Here is a 14,128-nt window from a genome sequence, read left to right as displayed (position 1 = left end):
GGCACGCTCTAAAAAACAAGGAAATCCCGGTTTGAAACTCAGTGATATCGCACGTCTGGCCGGTGTGTCCGTGACCACCGCCAGCTATGTCATCAATGGCAAGGCCGAACAGCAACGCATCAGCAATGCAACCGTTGAGCGTGTGCGCGCCGTGGTCCAGGCCCATGGCTTTACGCCCAATCCCCAAGCCGCCGGGCTGCGCAGCCGGCATACGCGCACCTTGGGGTTCATCTTGCCCGACCTGGAAAACCCCAGTTACGCACGCATCGCCAAGCTGCTGGAACAAGGTGCACGGGCGCGGGGCTACCAGTTGTTGATTGCCAGTTCCGATGACGAAGCCGCCAGTGAACGCCAACTGCTGCAACTGTTCCGTGCGCGGCGTTGCGATGCGTTGTTCGTCGCCAGTTGCCTGCCAGCCACGGATGACAGCTATCGCGAGCTGCAAGCCAAGGGGTTGCCGGTGATCGCCATCGACCGGGTCATGGAGCCTGGCCAATTCTGCTCGGTGGTCAGCGATGACCGCCAGGCCTGCCAGCAACTCACCAGCAGCCTGCTGCAACCGCTGCCCAAGCAGATCGCGCTGATCGGCGCACACCCCGAACTGAGCATCAGCCAGGAGCGTACCGCCGGTTTCCGTCAAGCGCTGCAAGGCTTCAACGGCGAAGTGATCATCGAACAGGGCGAAGCTTTCAGCCGTGACTGCGGCCGACAGTTGATGGAACAACTGCTGCAACGCCTGGGGCATTTGCCCGACGCGCTGGTGACCACCTCCTACGTACTGCTGCAAGGCGTGTTCGACGCACTGCATGACTTCCCCCTCAGGTCGCGCCCCCTGCGCCTGGGCACCTTCGGCGATACCCAACTGCTGGATTTCCTGCCACTGCCGGTCAACGCCATGGCCCAGCAACACCAGTTGATCGCCGAGACCGCCCTGCGCCTGGCCCTGGCCGCCATTGAGGAAGAACAGTACCAACCGGGCGTGCACGCCATTGGGCGGACCTTCAAGCAGCGTATTCACGAGGCCTGAGCGTGGAGCTGATCGACACCCACACCCACCTGGACTTCGCGGATTTCGACCACGATCGCCCGCAAGTCCTCGCCTATAGCCGTCAACTCGGCGTACAGCGCATGGTGGTGTTGGGCGTATACAAGAGAAATTGGCAGCGGCTGTGGGATTTGGTGCAGGAGGACGACGGCTTGTTCGCGGCCCTCGGCTTGCACCCGGTGTATCTCGATGAACATCGCCCTGCCGACCTGCTGGAGCTGGGGGACTGGTTGACCCGCCTGCAAGGCCACCGGCAACTATGCGCCGTGGGCGAAATTGGCCTGGATTACTTTCTTGAGCACCTCGACCGCGAGCACCAGCAAAGCCTGTTTGAAGCCCAGTTGAAACTTGCGGCGGATTTCCAACTGCCGGCCTTGCTGCACGTACGCCGCAGCCACGCCGCCGTGATTGCCACCCTCAAGCGCATCCGCCTGCCGCGGGGCGGGATCATCCATGCGTTCGCCGGCAGCGTCGAGGAGGCCCGCGAGTACATCAAGCTCGGTTTCAAGCTTGGTCTGGGCGGCGCCGCCACCTGGCCCCAAGCCCTGCGCATGCACAAGGTACTTGCCCAGTTGCCCCTTGACGCTGTTGTGCTGGAAACCGATTCGCCGGATATGGCCCCGGCCATGTATCCCAACCAGCGCAACAGCCCGCAGCACCTGCCGGACATCTGCGTAGCGCTGGCGCAGCGCATGGCAATCAGCCCTTCATTGCTGGCTGAGACGAGCACACGCAATGCGTGCGAGTTGTTCAACTGGTAGCGGGCTGATGACCTGCAACTTCAAGGTCATCCGCTGTCGATGACGGGCGTAGCGCACCACCAGGAAATGAATCAACACCGTAACCAGTGAAAGGTTGAACTGCGCAATCATGCTGAGCAGCCCCAACCACTCTGCAACCAGGGCCACCACCAAGGTCGCGCACGTCAGCATGATCATGCTCGGGCGCACCAACGCCCACTGGTCGAGAGCGCGAAACCGACGCAACTGTTTGAGGCAACACAGCTGCAAGCCGCAGTGGCAATACGTACAGTCAAAAGGTATATCAACAGCAATGGCATTCAATTGCCAAGGCTTGAGTTCAAACGTCATGTCGCACTGGGCGCAATGCCCCTTGATACCGATTGCAGCGGCCATCGTCGTGTCTCCTCGTGACCGTGACGGATGAAATAAATTCTCACCTAACCACGCCGCGATAAAACACAGTCCGACAAATCAGGATATGCGCCACGCAATCCGAAGCTCAATCCCACAGAAAATTCCTACACTCGAAACGCCCCGATCAATTGCTTCAACTCAATGACCTGCGCCGACAATTGCCGGCTGGCCGCTTCGGTCTGTTGGGCACCTTGCGCCGCATGCTCGCCAGCGCGATTGATTTCGACAATATTCTGGTCGATGTCTTGGGCGACCGCCGTTTGCTGCTCGACGGCAGCGGCAATCTGCTGGTTCTGGTCAACGATCATCCCTACGGCGCCGAGGATATTCTCCAGGGCTTGCTGGACTTTTTCCGACTGCCCCACCGTGCCACTCGCCATTTCATGGCTGCTGCCCATGGCCTTCACCGCCGCGCCGACGCCACTGTGCAAGCGACTGATCATTTGTTCGATTTCTTCGGTGGAGTGCTGGGTGCGTCGGGCCAGGGTGCGCACCTCGTCGGCCACCACGGCAAAACCTCGGCCCTGTTCACCGGCGCGGGCGGCTTCGATGGCCGCGTTGAGCGCCAACAGGTTGGTCTGCTCAGCGATGCTCTTGATCACTTCCAAGACCCTGCTGATGTCCTGGCTGTCGGCGGCCAACTGGTTGATCACCCGCACCGACTCATCAAGCTCCGAAGCCAGGCGTGCGATGCCGCCTTGCTGTGATTGCACCAGCGCCCGCCCACTGACGGTTTCATCATTGACGCTCTGGGCGCTGTTGACTGCCGCCGCCGCGCTACGCGCCACCTCCTGGGCAGTGGCCGACATTTGGTTCATCGCCGTCGCCACTTGTTCGATCTGGCTGCGCTGACCGGATACCGCCTGGTTGCTCTGTGCCGAAACCGCCTGGACCTGGCCGGCCTGCAGCTCGACCTGGCTGACCGTATGCCCGACGCGCTCGATCAAGTCGTGGATCTTGGCCACGGTGCCATTGAACACCTGGCCCAAGTCCCCCAGCTCATCGCGGCTTTGGGCCACGAAGGTGACCGTCATGTCACCTGCCGCCACTCTGTCCATCATTGCCCCCAGGCGACGCAAGGTGGTACGAGTGGAAACGAAGAAGCCTGCATATAAGTAGAAAATCAGCGCAAATACCGCCGCCAGGGCCGCGACCAGCAGCACCATGTGCAGTCGGTTTTGTGCCAGGCGTTGCTCCAGTTGCTGCCCGATGAACGCCAAGGTGGCGTCATCCAGTTGATATGTCTTGGCCATCAGTTGGCTGACGCTGTCGTAAAACCCCTGCCACGCTGTGTCGAGGGTCTCGGCCATCACCACCTGTTCTTCGAACAATTCGCTGCCTTGCTTGAGGCTGGCCTGGCTGGCTTGCGCCAGGGTGTCGAGGGTAGCGTGTGCGGCACGGCTGGCGCCCAGCGCGTCCTGCAGTTTCAAGCCATATTCGCCCTGGAGTTTTTCCAACTGCTGCAGCAGTTCGTCAAAGCGTGTGCTGGAAGCAGAATTGATAAAGCCCTGGCCCAGGGAATACGCACCCATCGCACGCCCCTCCCCAAGGGCCTGGGTGACTTGCGGGGTGACAGTAGTGACCAGATCGGAGAGCTGGCGAAGATCACTTTGCGCGTCACGGCTCAAGCCGGCTTGGCTGGCAATAATCTGGCTGAGCATCTGGGCTTGGTTAAGTAATTTGCCGATCAGCGCCGTTTTGTTGAGCAACGAACTTTCCTGTTGCTGCGCCTTGAACGCGGCGATCAACTCGTCGCGCTTGCTTTCAAAAACGGTGACGTGCTCGGGTTCGCTCGCCACGGCGCTCAAGCCTTGCAGGCGGCCCAGCACACTTTGCTCCAGATCGCTGATCCTGGCCTCAAGGTCAGCGGCTTTGCCAGATTGGCCAAGCGTGGCGTTAATCTGCACCTGGTTGTTGAGGGTTTCCAGGTCGCGACGCAACACCAGGCTGCTGCCAAGCAGGTCAAGGCTCTGGAGTTCGATGCGAGTGCCCTGGAATTCGCGCCAGGAATCACGCACCAGATAGTAGTTGGTCGCCAGCATCGGCAGCAGGAATAGCACACTGATCAGGCTGAACTTCATGCCGAAGCTCAGGCGGTTCATCAGCGCTACGGCGGGATAGAGCAAGCTCTTCACAGGTGACCTCCCCTTCTTTTATTTTTATTGAGGCGCAGGGCGGCGGCAGATAGCCACTATTTGGCGCTCTGTCTGTATAGCTCAATTTGAAAGGGAGTTTTGTAACGTAAGGTTAACGGCGCGAGCGGAGACCCAATGTGGGCTTGCCCCTGATAGCCACGGATATCTACACAACCCTGACATAGCGACCGCCAGTAACCACGATGCGAAGCGAGCCGCTCTTGATCTTGATCTGCCTTTGATCTTAGGCGCCCCGTTAAACCACGCTGGCCGGAATTCGACAGGGATTTGGGGGGTAAACCGGCAGGGATGCCGGTTTAGCCGCCCCGCGCCATGGATGGCGCGTGGCGGCGGCCCCCCAAATCCATGGCGGATTACGGGCACACCGAGCCTGGGCGAGGTGCCGAGTGGTGGGGCAAGAGCGTTTTGGTTACTTTTGCGCTTTTCAAAAGTGACCCGCTGTAAAAGCGGAACCAATAGCCGCCGTTACCGCAGCAATGGATATGTACACGGTCTGATCCAACATCCTGGTCGGCTGTCAGGCCGCCATCGGGGGCAAGTCGAATCGTCGCACCGCCCCTCCCACATTTTGATCGCGGTGCATCAGTTAGATCGGGAGCAAGCCCCCCTCCCACAATGCTTAGGGCAACACGGTCCAGATGGCAAAACCGGCATACCACAGCACCGCCGCACGCAGCAACAGCTCCCACAGGCGATCCAGGCTGTTGATGCCATCGGCACCCACCACCGGCGGCGGGATTTCGGCGGCGGCCAGCCCGACTTTTTCCATCAGCTGTGCAGCGCTGATGTCCCAGCTCAGCAGTTCGTGGAGCATCACACGGCTGACCCCGACGAAATTGCCCACCAAGGCAAAACTCGCCGCCAGCAGGCGTACCGGCAACCAGTCAAACGCGTGGCGCAGCTGCGTGGCGCGCTCGGCCACCAAGGGGTTCTGGCTATGTTCGCTGGCTAGGGCTAACAGGCGATAGGCCAAGGCGGCTACCGGACCTAGCAGGAAATACCAGAAGATCACCGCGAAAAAGCTTTGATACGCCTGCCACAGCAAGTAGCCCTGGACGCGCTCCAGCAATTGCTCGCCACTGTCCGCGCCAAGATTCAGATCGCGCTCGGCCACGTGTTCGGCAGCTTGCAGGTCACCGCGTCGCCAGGCGTCACGAAACGGTCCCAGCCCTGCCAACAGATCACCACGGCCCAGGCTATAGATCACCACCAGCAAGTGCACCGGCAATGCCAGCAGGCCATAGGCCACCGGCTCCAGCACCAGCAGCAACAGCGCCAGCAACGCCACGGGCAGCAGCACCATGATCAGCAGGATCAGCCAGGGGCGCTTGCCCATGCGCGGGCTCGCCTCCAGCCTGGCCAGCTCACGCAGCCATCCGCCGTCGCGCTGCAGCCGCAGGCGCAAGGCCGAGAACTTCTCAATCCAGACCGCCAGCACCAACACCAGGAAACTCATTCTTCGTGTCCTCCATCCTGCAGGGCGCTACGAAAGCGCGTCCAATCAAAAGCGGGGCCCGGGTCGGTCTTGCGCCCCGGGGCGATGTCGCTGTGACCACAAATACGTTGTTGGGTAATTTTCGGGTAGGCCGCCAGCAGCTGGCGTGTCAGGTCGATCAGCGACCTGTACTGGGCCTCGGTATACGGCAGTTCGTCCGTACCTTCCAGCTCGATCCCAAGGGCAAAATCGTTGCACACTTCGCGGCCCTCGAAGCTGGAAACACCTGCATGCCAGGCTCGGTCCCGACAGGAAACAAATTGCGTCACAATGCCGTCACGCTCAATCAGAAAATGCGCAGACACACGTAGGTGCGCGATACCCTCAAAGTAGGGATGTTCCGAGACGTCCAGATGATTCTGGAAAAACTCCTGCACCTTGCCAGTCGCGAACTGCGCTGGGGGCAAGCTGATGTTGTGCACCACCAACAGCGAGATTTCGCCTTCAGGGCGCTCGTTGAAGTTGGGCGAAGGGCAGTGACGGATGCCCTGGCACCAGCCGCTGGCGGGGTCCAACTGCATACAGGCTCCTTGAATGAGACTAAGTGTTACCAGTATGCCGCGTTCCGCCCCGCGGTTGCGATCACTTGCCGCGATTGAGTTGACGCAGGTTACCCACCACCGCAGCCAGCGCACGTTCGAACAGCAAGCCATTATCCAACGTGCGCAGCGCGCCACGCTTGAAGGCCAGGGCTAATTGCCCGGCGGTTTGCTCCAGAACCTTGAGCCCTGTGCGACTAACAAATACATAGGTATTGGCAGGCGGCATGATCGCCGTCAACTTGCAGCGCAGGATGGGGGCGTCGTTTTGCTGCAGCTCAATCCAGGTGTCTATACGCAACTGCTGGACCTTGAGCAAATCGGAATCATCATCGGGCAGAGGCTCTTGGGGTGGCGGCAAACTCGAGCTGAAGACGAAAGGTTCGCGGACTTCGACCAGCACATCGACGCCCTCGCCCTCTGACGACTGTACATGCATGGCCTGCAACTGCTGGAAAAACTCACGGGTGCTGAACGAATCGAACGCCGCACTGGCCAGGCCGTCACGCAGCGCCTTGAGCAACCCAGGTAATTGCTCGAGCAAACGCCGACCTGCTTCGGTGTCTCCCTGCAGGCCAACGCTCCAGATCAGCTCATCCATGGTGCGCAGCGCCGTTTGCCATGGCAGGGATTGTTCGCCGTGCTTGAGCGTGGTCAACAACAGCACCTGGCTCCAGGCCTGCTGCAGGAACCGCAGCAAAAACTGCGGCAAGGTTTTACCCATAATCCGTCGATTGATCGCTTGCGCCACACGCCGGCGAGCAGCCTCGGTACGCAGGCGCTCTTGCTCGGCTTCATGGGTGTGCCGCTCCAGCAACTCACTACGCCTGCGCTCATCGGCGGTAAACGCGCTGAACTGCGCCAGCAGCTGGGAAAAAATTGCCGTGTCTTCGACAAATTCATTCAGTAACCGCTGTACGACCTGCTCGATACGCAGGTAGAGGTAATCGTGCGGGTTGTTCCCCGGCGGGCTCCATCCTATGACGGCGCTCGCGATTTCATTGAGCAAGCGGCGCACCGGATGGTTCGCACAGCTGAACAGGCTTTTGTCCAGCACCGCGACTTTCAGCATCGGAATCTGCAAGCGGGCAATCAAACCCTTGAAAGCATCCGGCACGCTGCGGTCATCGAGAATGAACTCAAACAGCAAGGCGACCAGGTTGATTACATCTTCGTCAGCCTCTTCCAGCACCCGCGACCTGCCACTCTTGACGCTGACCCGAGTCAGTAGCTGCTCAAGCTGATTGCGCAGGTCAAAATCGTCCTCGGCGTCGGGCTCCGGGACGTACTGTTGCAAATGCGACAGCAGGCGCAGCAGGTCGCGGGTGGCGATCGGTTGCGGCTCGGTACTGGCCTCGAGGGTCGGCGCTACGCTGCCACGCACGGCCACCAGCCACTTTTGCAAGGCACTGAAGGCCTCTTGTCCGCTTGGCTCGAACGGCGGCTCGGCGATCGACTGGCTGGGGTGGTGCTGTTCACGGGTCGCAGGCCCACCGGGACGACGGGACGGAACGGCCTTGAGTTCGGGCAGTACCCCAGTGGCGACCAGTAGCTGATTGGCTTCGGCGTACAGCAGGTCAGCGTCGCTGAGCACGTATTTTTCAAACAGCTTGAGTATGATCAGCTTAACCCGGATCTCCACCCCCAGGCTGCGTCCGGCCTGCAGGAAGAACTCGCAAAGCAAGGCCGGCCCCAGTGGGTTCTCATGGTCATCCAGGCGCCTGCCAAGCAATTCACTGAATCGCGCACTCAACTGCCCCAGTGCCACCCCATCGCGATGCCGTACTCGACTGAGCATCGCTTCAAGGGCCACGGCTTTTTCCGCCTCATCAGCGCTTGTACCGGGCACGCCTTCGTAAGACACCACCGGCACCAGGTGCATGTCGCCGCGCCCGGCCAAGCCCAGGTCGCCAAAGGCGGCAAACAGCTGCTCCATGAATACGCGCTCGAAGTTCTTGCGCTTGAGGCGCAGGTCACGCATGGCCTCGAAGAAAATATGATGGTCGACGGTGCTGCGGGCCTTGTCAGCCATTTCGAACAGGGTGTCGTCGGCGTTATCGAACAACTCCTGCAAACCCTGTTGCAACTGTTGCGCCGCCTTGTCACGCACCTGCAACACCACCACCGGCAGGCGCGCGAGCGGCGATGTCGTGGCCTGCGCCCTGTTGAAAGGCACCACCTTTCCGTCATTGTGCATCCTGGCCTCCTGAAACGGCGGTGTTGAGAGGTGGGAAGAACGGGGGCAGGCCCGGGAGGCACTGCAAACACCCGGCTACCACCAGGACGTCAAAGCTATGACGCCAATCGCAAGGCGCGAGATTATCTTGCAAATGAGGGTAGTTGCGCCAGCAAACTATGCCTTTGCGCTGTAATTGAGTGGCGAGCCTGGGTTCAAACGCATGCAGCCCCTATAATCGAGGCACTTTGTTTGTGGAGCCTGTTATGCCGAATCTCCGTCTCGCCGACCTCACCGCCGAAATTGAAGCCAACGTGCGCCGCGCACTCCTGGAAGACATCGGCAGTGGTGACATCACCGCGCAGTTGATCCCGGTCGAACGGCTGGCCAAGGCGACGATCATTACCCGCGAGGCGGCCGTTATCGCTGGTACGGCGTGGGTGGATGCAGTGTTCCGCCAACTGGACCCACGGGTAGCCGTGCATTGGCAGGTGGCCGACGGTGAACGGGTCAACCTCAACCAGGTGCTGTTCCACCTTGAAGGCCCGGCACGCTCGCTGCTCAGCGGTGAACGCTGTGCGCTGAACTTCCTGCAGATGCTGTCAGGCGTCGCCACCCGTGCGCAGTTCCTGGCGGACTTTGTTGCCAGTACCCAAGTCAAGCTGCTGGACACCCGCAAGACATTGCCGGGCCTGCGCCTGGCGCAGAAGTACGCAGTCACCTGCGGCGGTTGCCATAATCACCGCATCGGGCTGTATGACGCGTTCCTGATCAAGGAAAACCACATTGCCGCCTGTGGAGGTATTGCCCAGGCCATCGCGGCTGCCCACAAGATCGCCCCGGGTAAGCCGGTAGAAATCGAAGTGGAAAGCCTGGAAGAATTGCGCGAAGCCCTGGCGGCGGGTGCCGACATCATCATGCTGGATGAACTGAGCCTGGACGACATGCGCGAAGCCGTGCGCCTGAACGCCGGCAAGGCCAAGCTGGAAGCCAGCGGCGGGATCAACGAAACCACGCTGCTGCCTGTCGCTGAAACCGGAGTGGACTACATTTCCATCGGCGCGATGACCAAGGATCTGAAGGCGGTGGATCTGTCGATGCGTCTGAGTATCTAAAGTGCCTTGACTGTAGGAGCGAGCTTGCTCGCGAAAACCTCAAGGGCACCGCGTGCAATCAAAGTTCACGCGTTATCGTTAACGTTTTTCGCGATCAAGCTCGCGCCTACAGGCTGCTTTAAACTACAAGGTTATTCATCTCGCAGTACTCGTCCCACTCGACACCCAGCACTTCGGCCGCCTCTTTGTGCAAGGCCAGCCGTGCAGTTTCAAACTCTTCAGGCGTCGAGGTGTACTTGAGGGTCAGTTCCCAAGGCTGGTAGCCCTGGCTCTCGGCCTCGTCCTCAAATGCCCACTGGATCTGGTCACGCTGGTCGTCAGCGCTCAGTTCCTTGATCTCTTCTTTAAGCTGCGGCGACTCCTCGAGATATTTTTCGAGAGCTGCTTGGTGCCGAACTTCCTGGGTCATCTCAGTCGTGGTCATGTCGTTCTCTTAGATCGAGGAATGGGGATGCATCTGGGTCATCAAGGTTGCGCAGATACAAAAGAGCGGGCACGAATGCCAGCTCGTCTGGCCTTCAGAACCATTCTGGGATCATCTGAAAACATTGCCTTTGAAGCGGTGGTGCCTTGGTGCCCGAGACAGGAATCGAACCTGCGACCTTCGCGTTACGAGTGCGCTGCTCTACCGGCTGAGCTACACGGGCAGTGGGCTAAAGCTAGCACTGCATCGGGCATGCAGCAACTGACTCGCTCACCGCCCGGCGGCGTCACGCGCCGTTGGTGCCACAGCCTTTGGCAGCGTACTGCGCCTCAACCGTGGTGGCGCAGGTCCAGCCGGTGGTGGCGCTGCGGGTCAGGGTAATGGTCTTGCCCAGCACGGGCGCCGGCGCATCGAGAATTTCACAACGGATGGAACCTGCACCCGAGGCCACATCGCCTGTCACCTCGATCTTGCAGTTGGCCGTCGGGCTGGTGCCACCGATCAACTCCAGAGTGGGCACAGTGCCCTGGTTGATCGTATCTTCGTAGCCAGCCTTCAACGCGCTGATTTCCGCCAGCCCCGCCGTAAACTTGGCCTTGGCCTGGTGCTTGGTGTACATGGGCAAACCGATGGTGGCCAAAATGCCGATGATTGCCACGACGATCAACAACTCGATCAAAGTAAAGCCTTTTTGACGCATCTCTTTCACTCTCCAGAATAGAACCATGACAAGGCGCGTCCTGCGCCCCGTAGTGTGCAACGGCGCCAGTGTACTCATGCCCAAGCGGCCAATCGCGTACAGGACGCACATTCTGACATTTTATTCCTGAACGCCAGCCTGCCCGGACACGCTCCCTGACTAAGCTGTAAATTCTTCACTACCTGCGTGCACGAACCCGACATGAATGACACATCAACGATCTACGCCTGGGAAGGCATCAACCGCAAGGGACGCAGGGTGTCCGGGCAAATTGCTGGCAATGACCTTGCGCTGATCAAGGCACAATTGCGCCAGCAAGGGATCTACCCCGAGCGTGTGCGCAAAAAGCCTGCGCCACGGCCGACATTCGCCCCACGTATATTGCCTGCGGATATCGCCCTGTTCACCCGCCAGTTGGCCACATTGCTCAAGGCCGGTATCCCGCTGCTACAAGCCTTCGACATCATCAGAGAGGGCGTCGAGAACCGGCAGGTGCGTGACCTGGTCGAAGCCTTGAAACAGCAGATCGCCAGTGGCAACAGCTTGGCCGATGCGCTGCGCCTACATCCCCGTTATTTCGATGACCTGTACTGCAACTTGGTGTCCACCGGGGAACAGGCCGGCGCCCTGGAATTGCTGCTGGAGCGAATAGCGACTCACCTGGAGAAAAGCCAACGGCTCAAAGCCAGGATCAAAAAGGCCATGACCTACCCTGTTGCGGTACTGGTGGTTGCCACGCTGGTCAGCGCGGTGCTGTTGATACACGTAGTGCCGCAATTCCAGAACCTGTTCGCCGGGGTCAACGGCCAATTGCCCGGGTTTACCTTGGCAGTCATTGCCCTGTCCGAATTCCTGCAACAGGCGTGGTGGGTGCTGGCGCTGGGCTTGGGTGCGTCGCTGGCAGGGCTTCGTCAGGCTTACCGTGCTTACCCAGGCTTTCGCCATCGGCTGGAAGCGGGTTTGTTGAAAATGCCCCTGGCAGGCAAACTGCTGCACAACTCTGCCGTCGCTCGTTACGCCCGCACGCTTTCAACCACGTTCGCAGCGGGCGTGCCCCTCGTGCAGGCATTGGGCTCGGTGGCCGGCGCCGTCGGCAATGGACCATTCAAACAGGCAATTGAACGTATGCGCCACGATGTATCCACAGGCATGCAATTGAACCAGTCCATGGCCAGCAGTGGCCTGTTTCCAGGCATGGCGATCCAGATGACGGCCATCGGTGAAGAATCCGGCACGCTGGACCGAATGTTGGAAAAAGTCGCGAACCACTACGAGGCGGACGTGGACACCTTGGTCGATAACCTCACCAGCCTGATGGAACCGCTGATCATGGTGGTACTGGGGGGCATTGTCGGGGCGTTGGTGATCGCCCTGTACCTGCCGGTCTTTCAACTGGGTACGGCATTTTGATCCTGCTGCTGACCGAACGGCCCTGGTTTTTTGTTGCCATGGCACTGGTGCCAGGCCTGATCGTCGGCAGTTTCCTCAATGTGCTGGTGTGGCGACTGCCAAAAATGCTCGAGCGCGAATGGCGTGCCCAAGCCCGTGAGATCCTCGGCTTGCCTGCCGCACCCGGCGGGCCGCCCTATAACCTGATGTGCCCGAATTCCTGCTGCACCCGTTGCGAACAGCCGATTCGGCCCTGGGAAAATATCCCACTGCTCAGCTACCTGTTGCTCAGGGGGCGTTGTGCCCATTGCCGTGAGCGCATCAGCCTTCGTTATCCCTTAACCGAGCTGGCCTGCGCGTTGGTCTCGGCCACCGTTGCCTGGCACTTCGGCCTTGGCTGGCAGGCCGGCGCGGTGCTGCTGCTGAGCTGGGGCTTACTGGGCCTGAGCCTGATTGACCTCGACCATCAATTGTTGCCAGATGCGCTGGTGCTGCCGCTGCTATGGCTGGGACTCATCCTCAACAGCGCCGACCTGCTGGCGACCTTGCCCGATGCGCTGTGGGGCGCGGTCATTGGCTACATGAGCCTGTGGAGCGTGTTCTGGCTGTTCAAGCTGGTCACCGGTAAAGATGGCATGGGCCATGGCGACTTCAAGTTATTGGCATTGCTGGGAGCCTGGGGTGGGTGGCAGATACTGCCGATGACATTACTGATGGCCTCATTGCTGGGCCTGATCGCCGGGTTGATCCTGCTGCGTTTGCGCAAGACCCAAGCGTCAGCTCCGCTGCCCTTTGGTCCCTGCCTGGCAATTGCCGGCTGGATTGCATTGCTCTGGGGTGGTCAAATAACCGACTTCTATTTGCAGTCTGTCGGTTTCAGATGACCACTTCTGTCGCAACACCCTGGATTCTTGGCCTCACGGGCGGCATTGGCAGCGGCAAAAGCGCTGCGGCCGAACACTTTATCCACCTGGGCATCGACCTGGTGGATGCCGATCATGCTGCTCGCTGGGTCGTGGAGCCTGGCCGACCGGCACTGGCACGCATCGCCGAGCATTTCGGCAGCGGCGTGCTGCACCCCGACGGCCAGCTGGACCGCGCCGCGCTGCGTAAACTGATCTTTGAGGTCCCTGAAGAACGCCTGTGGCTGGAAGCACTGCTGCACCCGTTGATTGCCGAGGAAATTCGCAGTCACCTGGCACGCGCCCGTTCGCCTTACGCGATCCTGGTGTCACCGCTGCTGATCGAGTCAGGCCAATACAGCATGACCCAGCGCATCCTGGTGATCGACGTGCCGCAATCGCTGCAGATTCAGCGTACCCTGCAGCGCGATGGCATCAGCGAACAACAGGTGCAGGCGATTCTCAAGGCCCAGTCCAGCCGCGAAGACCGCCTGAACCATGCCGATGATGTACTGGTCAATGACCAGGACCTTGCCTGGCTGCATGGCGAGGTCGAGCGACTGCACCACTTTTACCTTACTTTGCGTGGAGGCCGACCATGAGCCAACCCTTGACCGTCGATTGCCCAACCTGCGGTGCCCCCGTGGAATGGAAAACGGAAAACCTCAACCGGCCGTTCTGCTCGGACCGTTGCAAACTCATCGACCTGGGCGCCTGGGCCGCCGAGGAACACAAGATCCCCGTGGCCCCGGATGCCGAAGACGAGCTGTTTTCCGAAGACCTGCCACCGCGCCACTAAGGCCGCATAAAGGCATATTCCTGCTGGTCGTCGAGGTTTTCTGCGAGGTATTGCAGCTCGTCGGCCAGGTCTTCAAAACTGCGTACGCCCTTGCTTTGCTGCACTACTGCACTGAGCATGGCGCGCAAGGTCAAGCCTGGGTCAAAACCGATCTCCTGCGCCGCATCCTGGCTTCTGCGCAACTCCTGCCGTGCCCACTCATACACACTCATGATCCGTGCTCCTGAAAAT

General features: G+C 60.1%; 15 protein-coding genes and 1 tRNA gene. 7 read left to right on the top strand and 9 right to left on the bottom strand.

Going from position 1 to position 14,128, the window contains the following annotated elements; all coding sequences use genetic code 11:
* Positions 1 to 31 precede the first annotated feature (31 nt).
* Together cra and QZR30_RS23640 are read left to right on the top strand one after the other, a co-directional pair.
* Positions 32 to 1,027: a catabolite repressor/activator gene (gene cra, locus QZR30_RS23645; RefSeq protein WP_056845531.1), complete on the top strand. Its 996-nt coding sequence runs from the start codon at positions 32 to 34 to the stop codon at positions 1,025 to 1,027.
* Positions 1,028 to 1,029: 2 nt separating this feature from the next.
* Positions 1,030 to 1,806 carry a TatD family hydrolase gene (locus QZR30_RS23640; protein ID WP_046070871.1) on the top strand — a complete coding sequence of 259 codons (777 nt, stop codon included), beginning with the start codon at positions 1,030 to 1,032 and terminating at the stop codon, positions 1,804 to 1,806.
* Here the strand turns inward: QZR30_RS23640 and QZR30_RS23635 are convergent.
* The 5 genes from QZR30_RS23635 to QZR30_RS23615 form a co-directional block, all read right to left on the bottom strand.
* Positions 1,753 to 2,181 (bottom strand): hypothetical protein, encoded by a 429-nt coding sequence (locus QZR30_RS23635; RefSeq protein WP_046070870.1) that lies wholly within the window; start codon positions 2,179 to 2,181, stop codon positions 1,753 to 1,755. The genes QZR30_RS23640 and QZR30_RS23635 overlap by 54 nt on opposite strands.
* Before the next feature lie 125 nt (positions 2,182 to 2,306).
* Positions 2,307 to 3,011: a methyl-accepting chemotaxis protein gene (locus QZR30_RS28105; RefSeq protein WP_411741029.1), complete on the bottom strand. Its 705-nt coding sequence runs from the start codon at positions 3,009 to 3,011 to the stop codon at positions 2,307 to 2,309.
* A 1,966-nt stretch (positions 3,012 to 4,977) separates the two neighbouring features.
* Positions 4,978 to 5,814 carry a regulatory signaling modulator protein AmpE gene (gene ampE, locus QZR30_RS23625; protein WP_046070868.1) on the bottom strand — a complete coding sequence of 279 codons (837 nt, stop codon included), beginning with the start codon at positions 5,812 to 5,814 and terminating at the stop codon, positions 4,978 to 4,980.
* Positions 5,811 to 6,374 (bottom strand): 1,6-anhydro-N-acetylmuramyl-L-alanine amidase AmpD, encoded by a 564-nt coding sequence (gene ampD / locus QZR30_RS23620; RefSeq protein ID WP_046070867.1) that lies wholly within the window; start codon positions 6,372 to 6,374, stop codon positions 5,811 to 5,813. The genes ampE and ampD overlap by 4 nt, the downstream gene beginning before the upstream one ends.
* A gap of 61 nt (positions 6,375 to 6,435) precedes the next feature.
* Positions 6,436 to 8,589, bottom strand: coding sequence for a DUF1631 domain-containing protein (locus QZR30_RS23615; protein ID WP_311904346.1), 2,154 nt, complete (start codon positions 8,587 to 8,589; stop codon positions 6,436 to 6,438).
* Between the two features lie 245 nt (positions 8,590 to 8,834).
* On the opposite strand from QZR30_RS23615, the gene nadC reads away from it, so the two are divergent.
* Positions 8,835 to 9,683, top strand: coding sequence for a carboxylating nicotinate-nucleotide diphosphorylase (gene nadC, locus QZR30_RS23610; RefSeq protein ID WP_068966170.1), 849 nt, complete (start codon positions 8,835 to 8,837; stop codon positions 9,681 to 9,683).
* A gap of 118 nt (positions 9,684 to 9,801) precedes the next feature.
* Here the strand turns inward: nadC and QZR30_RS23605 are convergent, their stop codons facing one another.
* From QZR30_RS23605 to QZR30_RS23595, 3 genes are all read right to left on the bottom strand, one after another.
* Positions 9,802 to 10,107 carry a DUF6388 family protein gene (locus tag QZR30_RS23605; protein ID WP_046070864.1) on the bottom strand — a complete coding sequence of 102 codons (306 nt, stop codon included), beginning with the start codon at positions 10,105 to 10,107 and terminating at the stop codon, positions 9,802 to 9,804.
* A 147-nt stretch (positions 10,108 to 10,254) separates the two neighbouring features.
* Positions 10,255 to 10,330: transfer RNA gene (locus tag QZR30_RS23600), tRNA-Thr, on the bottom strand.
* A gap of 63 nt (positions 10,331 to 10,393) precedes the next feature.
* Complete coding sequence (locus tag QZR30_RS23595; RefSeq protein ID WP_059398076.1) at positions 10,394 to 10,807, bottom strand: pilin; 414 nt, start codon at positions 10,805 to 10,807, stop codon at positions 10,394 to 10,396.
* A gap of 201 nt (positions 10,808 to 11,008) precedes the next feature.
* Here QZR30_RS23595 and QZR30_RS23590 point away from each other — a divergent pair, with 201 nt between their 5' ends.
* Genes QZR30_RS23590 through yacG form a run of 4 tightly spaced genes read left to right on the top strand, consistent with a single transcriptional unit; the run spans position 11,009 to position 13,897 of the window.
* Entirely contained in the window at positions 11,009 to 12,217 is a 1,209-nt protein-coding gene (locus QZR30_RS23590) for a type II secretion system F family protein (RefSeq protein ID WP_311904344.1), read from the top strand.
* Positions 12,214 to 13,080: a prepilin peptidase gene (locus QZR30_RS23585; RefSeq protein ID WP_274357914.1), complete on the top strand. Its 867-nt coding sequence runs from the start codon at positions 12,214 to 12,216 to the stop codon at positions 13,078 to 13,080. Before QZR30_RS23590 ends, QZR30_RS23585 begins: the two co-directional genes overlap by 4 nt.
* The gene (coaE, locus tag QZR30_RS23580; RefSeq protein ID WP_056845538.1) at positions 13,077 to 13,700 is read left to right on the top strand and encodes a dephospho-CoA kinase; all 624 of its coding nucleotides are present in this window, start codon (positions 13,077 to 13,079) and stop codon (positions 13,698 to 13,700) included. Before QZR30_RS23585 ends, coaE begins: the two co-directional genes overlap by 4 nt.
* Positions 13,697 to 13,897, top strand: a complete 201-nt coding sequence (gene yacG, locus QZR30_RS23575) for a DNA gyrase inhibitor YacG (protein WP_043049311.1) — start codon at positions 13,697 to 13,699, stop codon at positions 13,895 to 13,897. The genes coaE and yacG overlap by 4 nt, the downstream gene beginning before the upstream one ends.
* Here the strand turns inward: yacG and QZR30_RS23570 are convergent.
* Positions 13,894 to 14,109 carry a hypothetical protein gene (locus QZR30_RS23570; protein ID WP_003171680.1) on the bottom strand — a complete coding sequence of 72 codons (216 nt, stop codon included), beginning with the start codon at positions 14,107 to 14,109 and terminating at the stop codon, positions 13,894 to 13,896. The two genes, yacG and QZR30_RS23570, sit on opposite strands and share 4 nt — an antisense overlap.
* Between the last annotated feature and the right edge of the window lie 19 nt (positions 14,110 to 14,128).

It is taken from the genome of Pseudomonas sp. rhizo25, from assembly GCF_031931935.1.
Classification (GTDB): domain Bacteria; phylum Pseudomonadota; class Gammaproteobacteria; order Pseudomonadales; family Pseudomonadaceae; genus Aquipseudomonas; species Aquipseudomonas synxantha.
This window is presented reverse-complemented; position numbering and strand designations above follow the sequence as displayed.

What these genes read in the sequence shown, in the direction of transcription:
- nadC (WP_068966170.1), top strand. Translation starts at nt 8,835, where the DNA reads ATGCCGAATCTCCGTCTCGCCGACCTCACCGCCGAAATTGAAGCCAAC.
- QZR30_RS23595 (WP_059398076.1), bottom strand. Translation starts at nt 10,807, where the DNA reads ATGCGTCAAAAAGGCTTTACTTTGATCGAGTTGTTGATCGTCGTGGCA.
- QZR30_RS23605 (WP_046070864.1), bottom strand. Translation starts at nt 10,107, where the DNA reads ATGACCACGACTGAGATGACCCAGGAAGTTCGGCACCAAGCAGCTCTC.
- QZR30_RS23615 (WP_311904346.1), bottom strand. Translation starts at nt 8,589, where the DNA reads ATGCACAATGACGGAAAGGTGGTGCCTTTCAACAGGGCGCAGGCCACG.
- QZR30_RS23590 (WP_311904344.1), top strand. Translation starts at nt 11,009, where the DNA reads ATGAATGACACATCAACGATCTACGCCTGGGAAGGCATCAACCGCAAG.
- QZR30_RS23635 (WP_046070870.1), bottom strand. Translation starts at nt 2,181, where the DNA reads ATGGCCGCTGCAATCGGTATCAAGGGGCATTGCGCCCAGTGCGACATG.
- QZR30_RS28105 (WP_411741029.1), bottom strand. Translation starts at nt 3,011, where the DNA reads ATGTCGGCCACTGCCCAGGAGGTGGCGCGTAGCGCGGCGGCGGCAGTC.
- yacG (WP_043049311.1), top strand. Translation starts at nt 13,697, where the DNA reads ATGAGCCAACCCTTGACCGTCGATTGCCCAACCTGCGGTGCCCCCGTG.
- ampD (WP_046070867.1), bottom strand. Translation starts at nt 6,374, where the DNA reads ATGCAGTTGGACCCCGCCAGCGGCTGGTGCCAGGGCATCCGTCACTGC.
- QZR30_RS23570 (WP_003171680.1), bottom strand. Translation starts at nt 14,109, where the DNA reads ATGAGTGTGTATGAGTGGGCACGGCAGGAGTTGCGCAGAAGCCAGGAT.
- coaE (WP_056845538.1), top strand. Translation starts at nt 13,077, where the DNA reads ATGACCACTTCTGTCGCAACACCCTGGATTCTTGGCCTCACGGGCGGC.
- ampE (WP_046070868.1), bottom strand. Translation starts at nt 5,814, where the DNA reads ATGAGTTTCCTGGTGTTGGTGCTGGCGGTCTGGATTGAGAAGTTCTCG.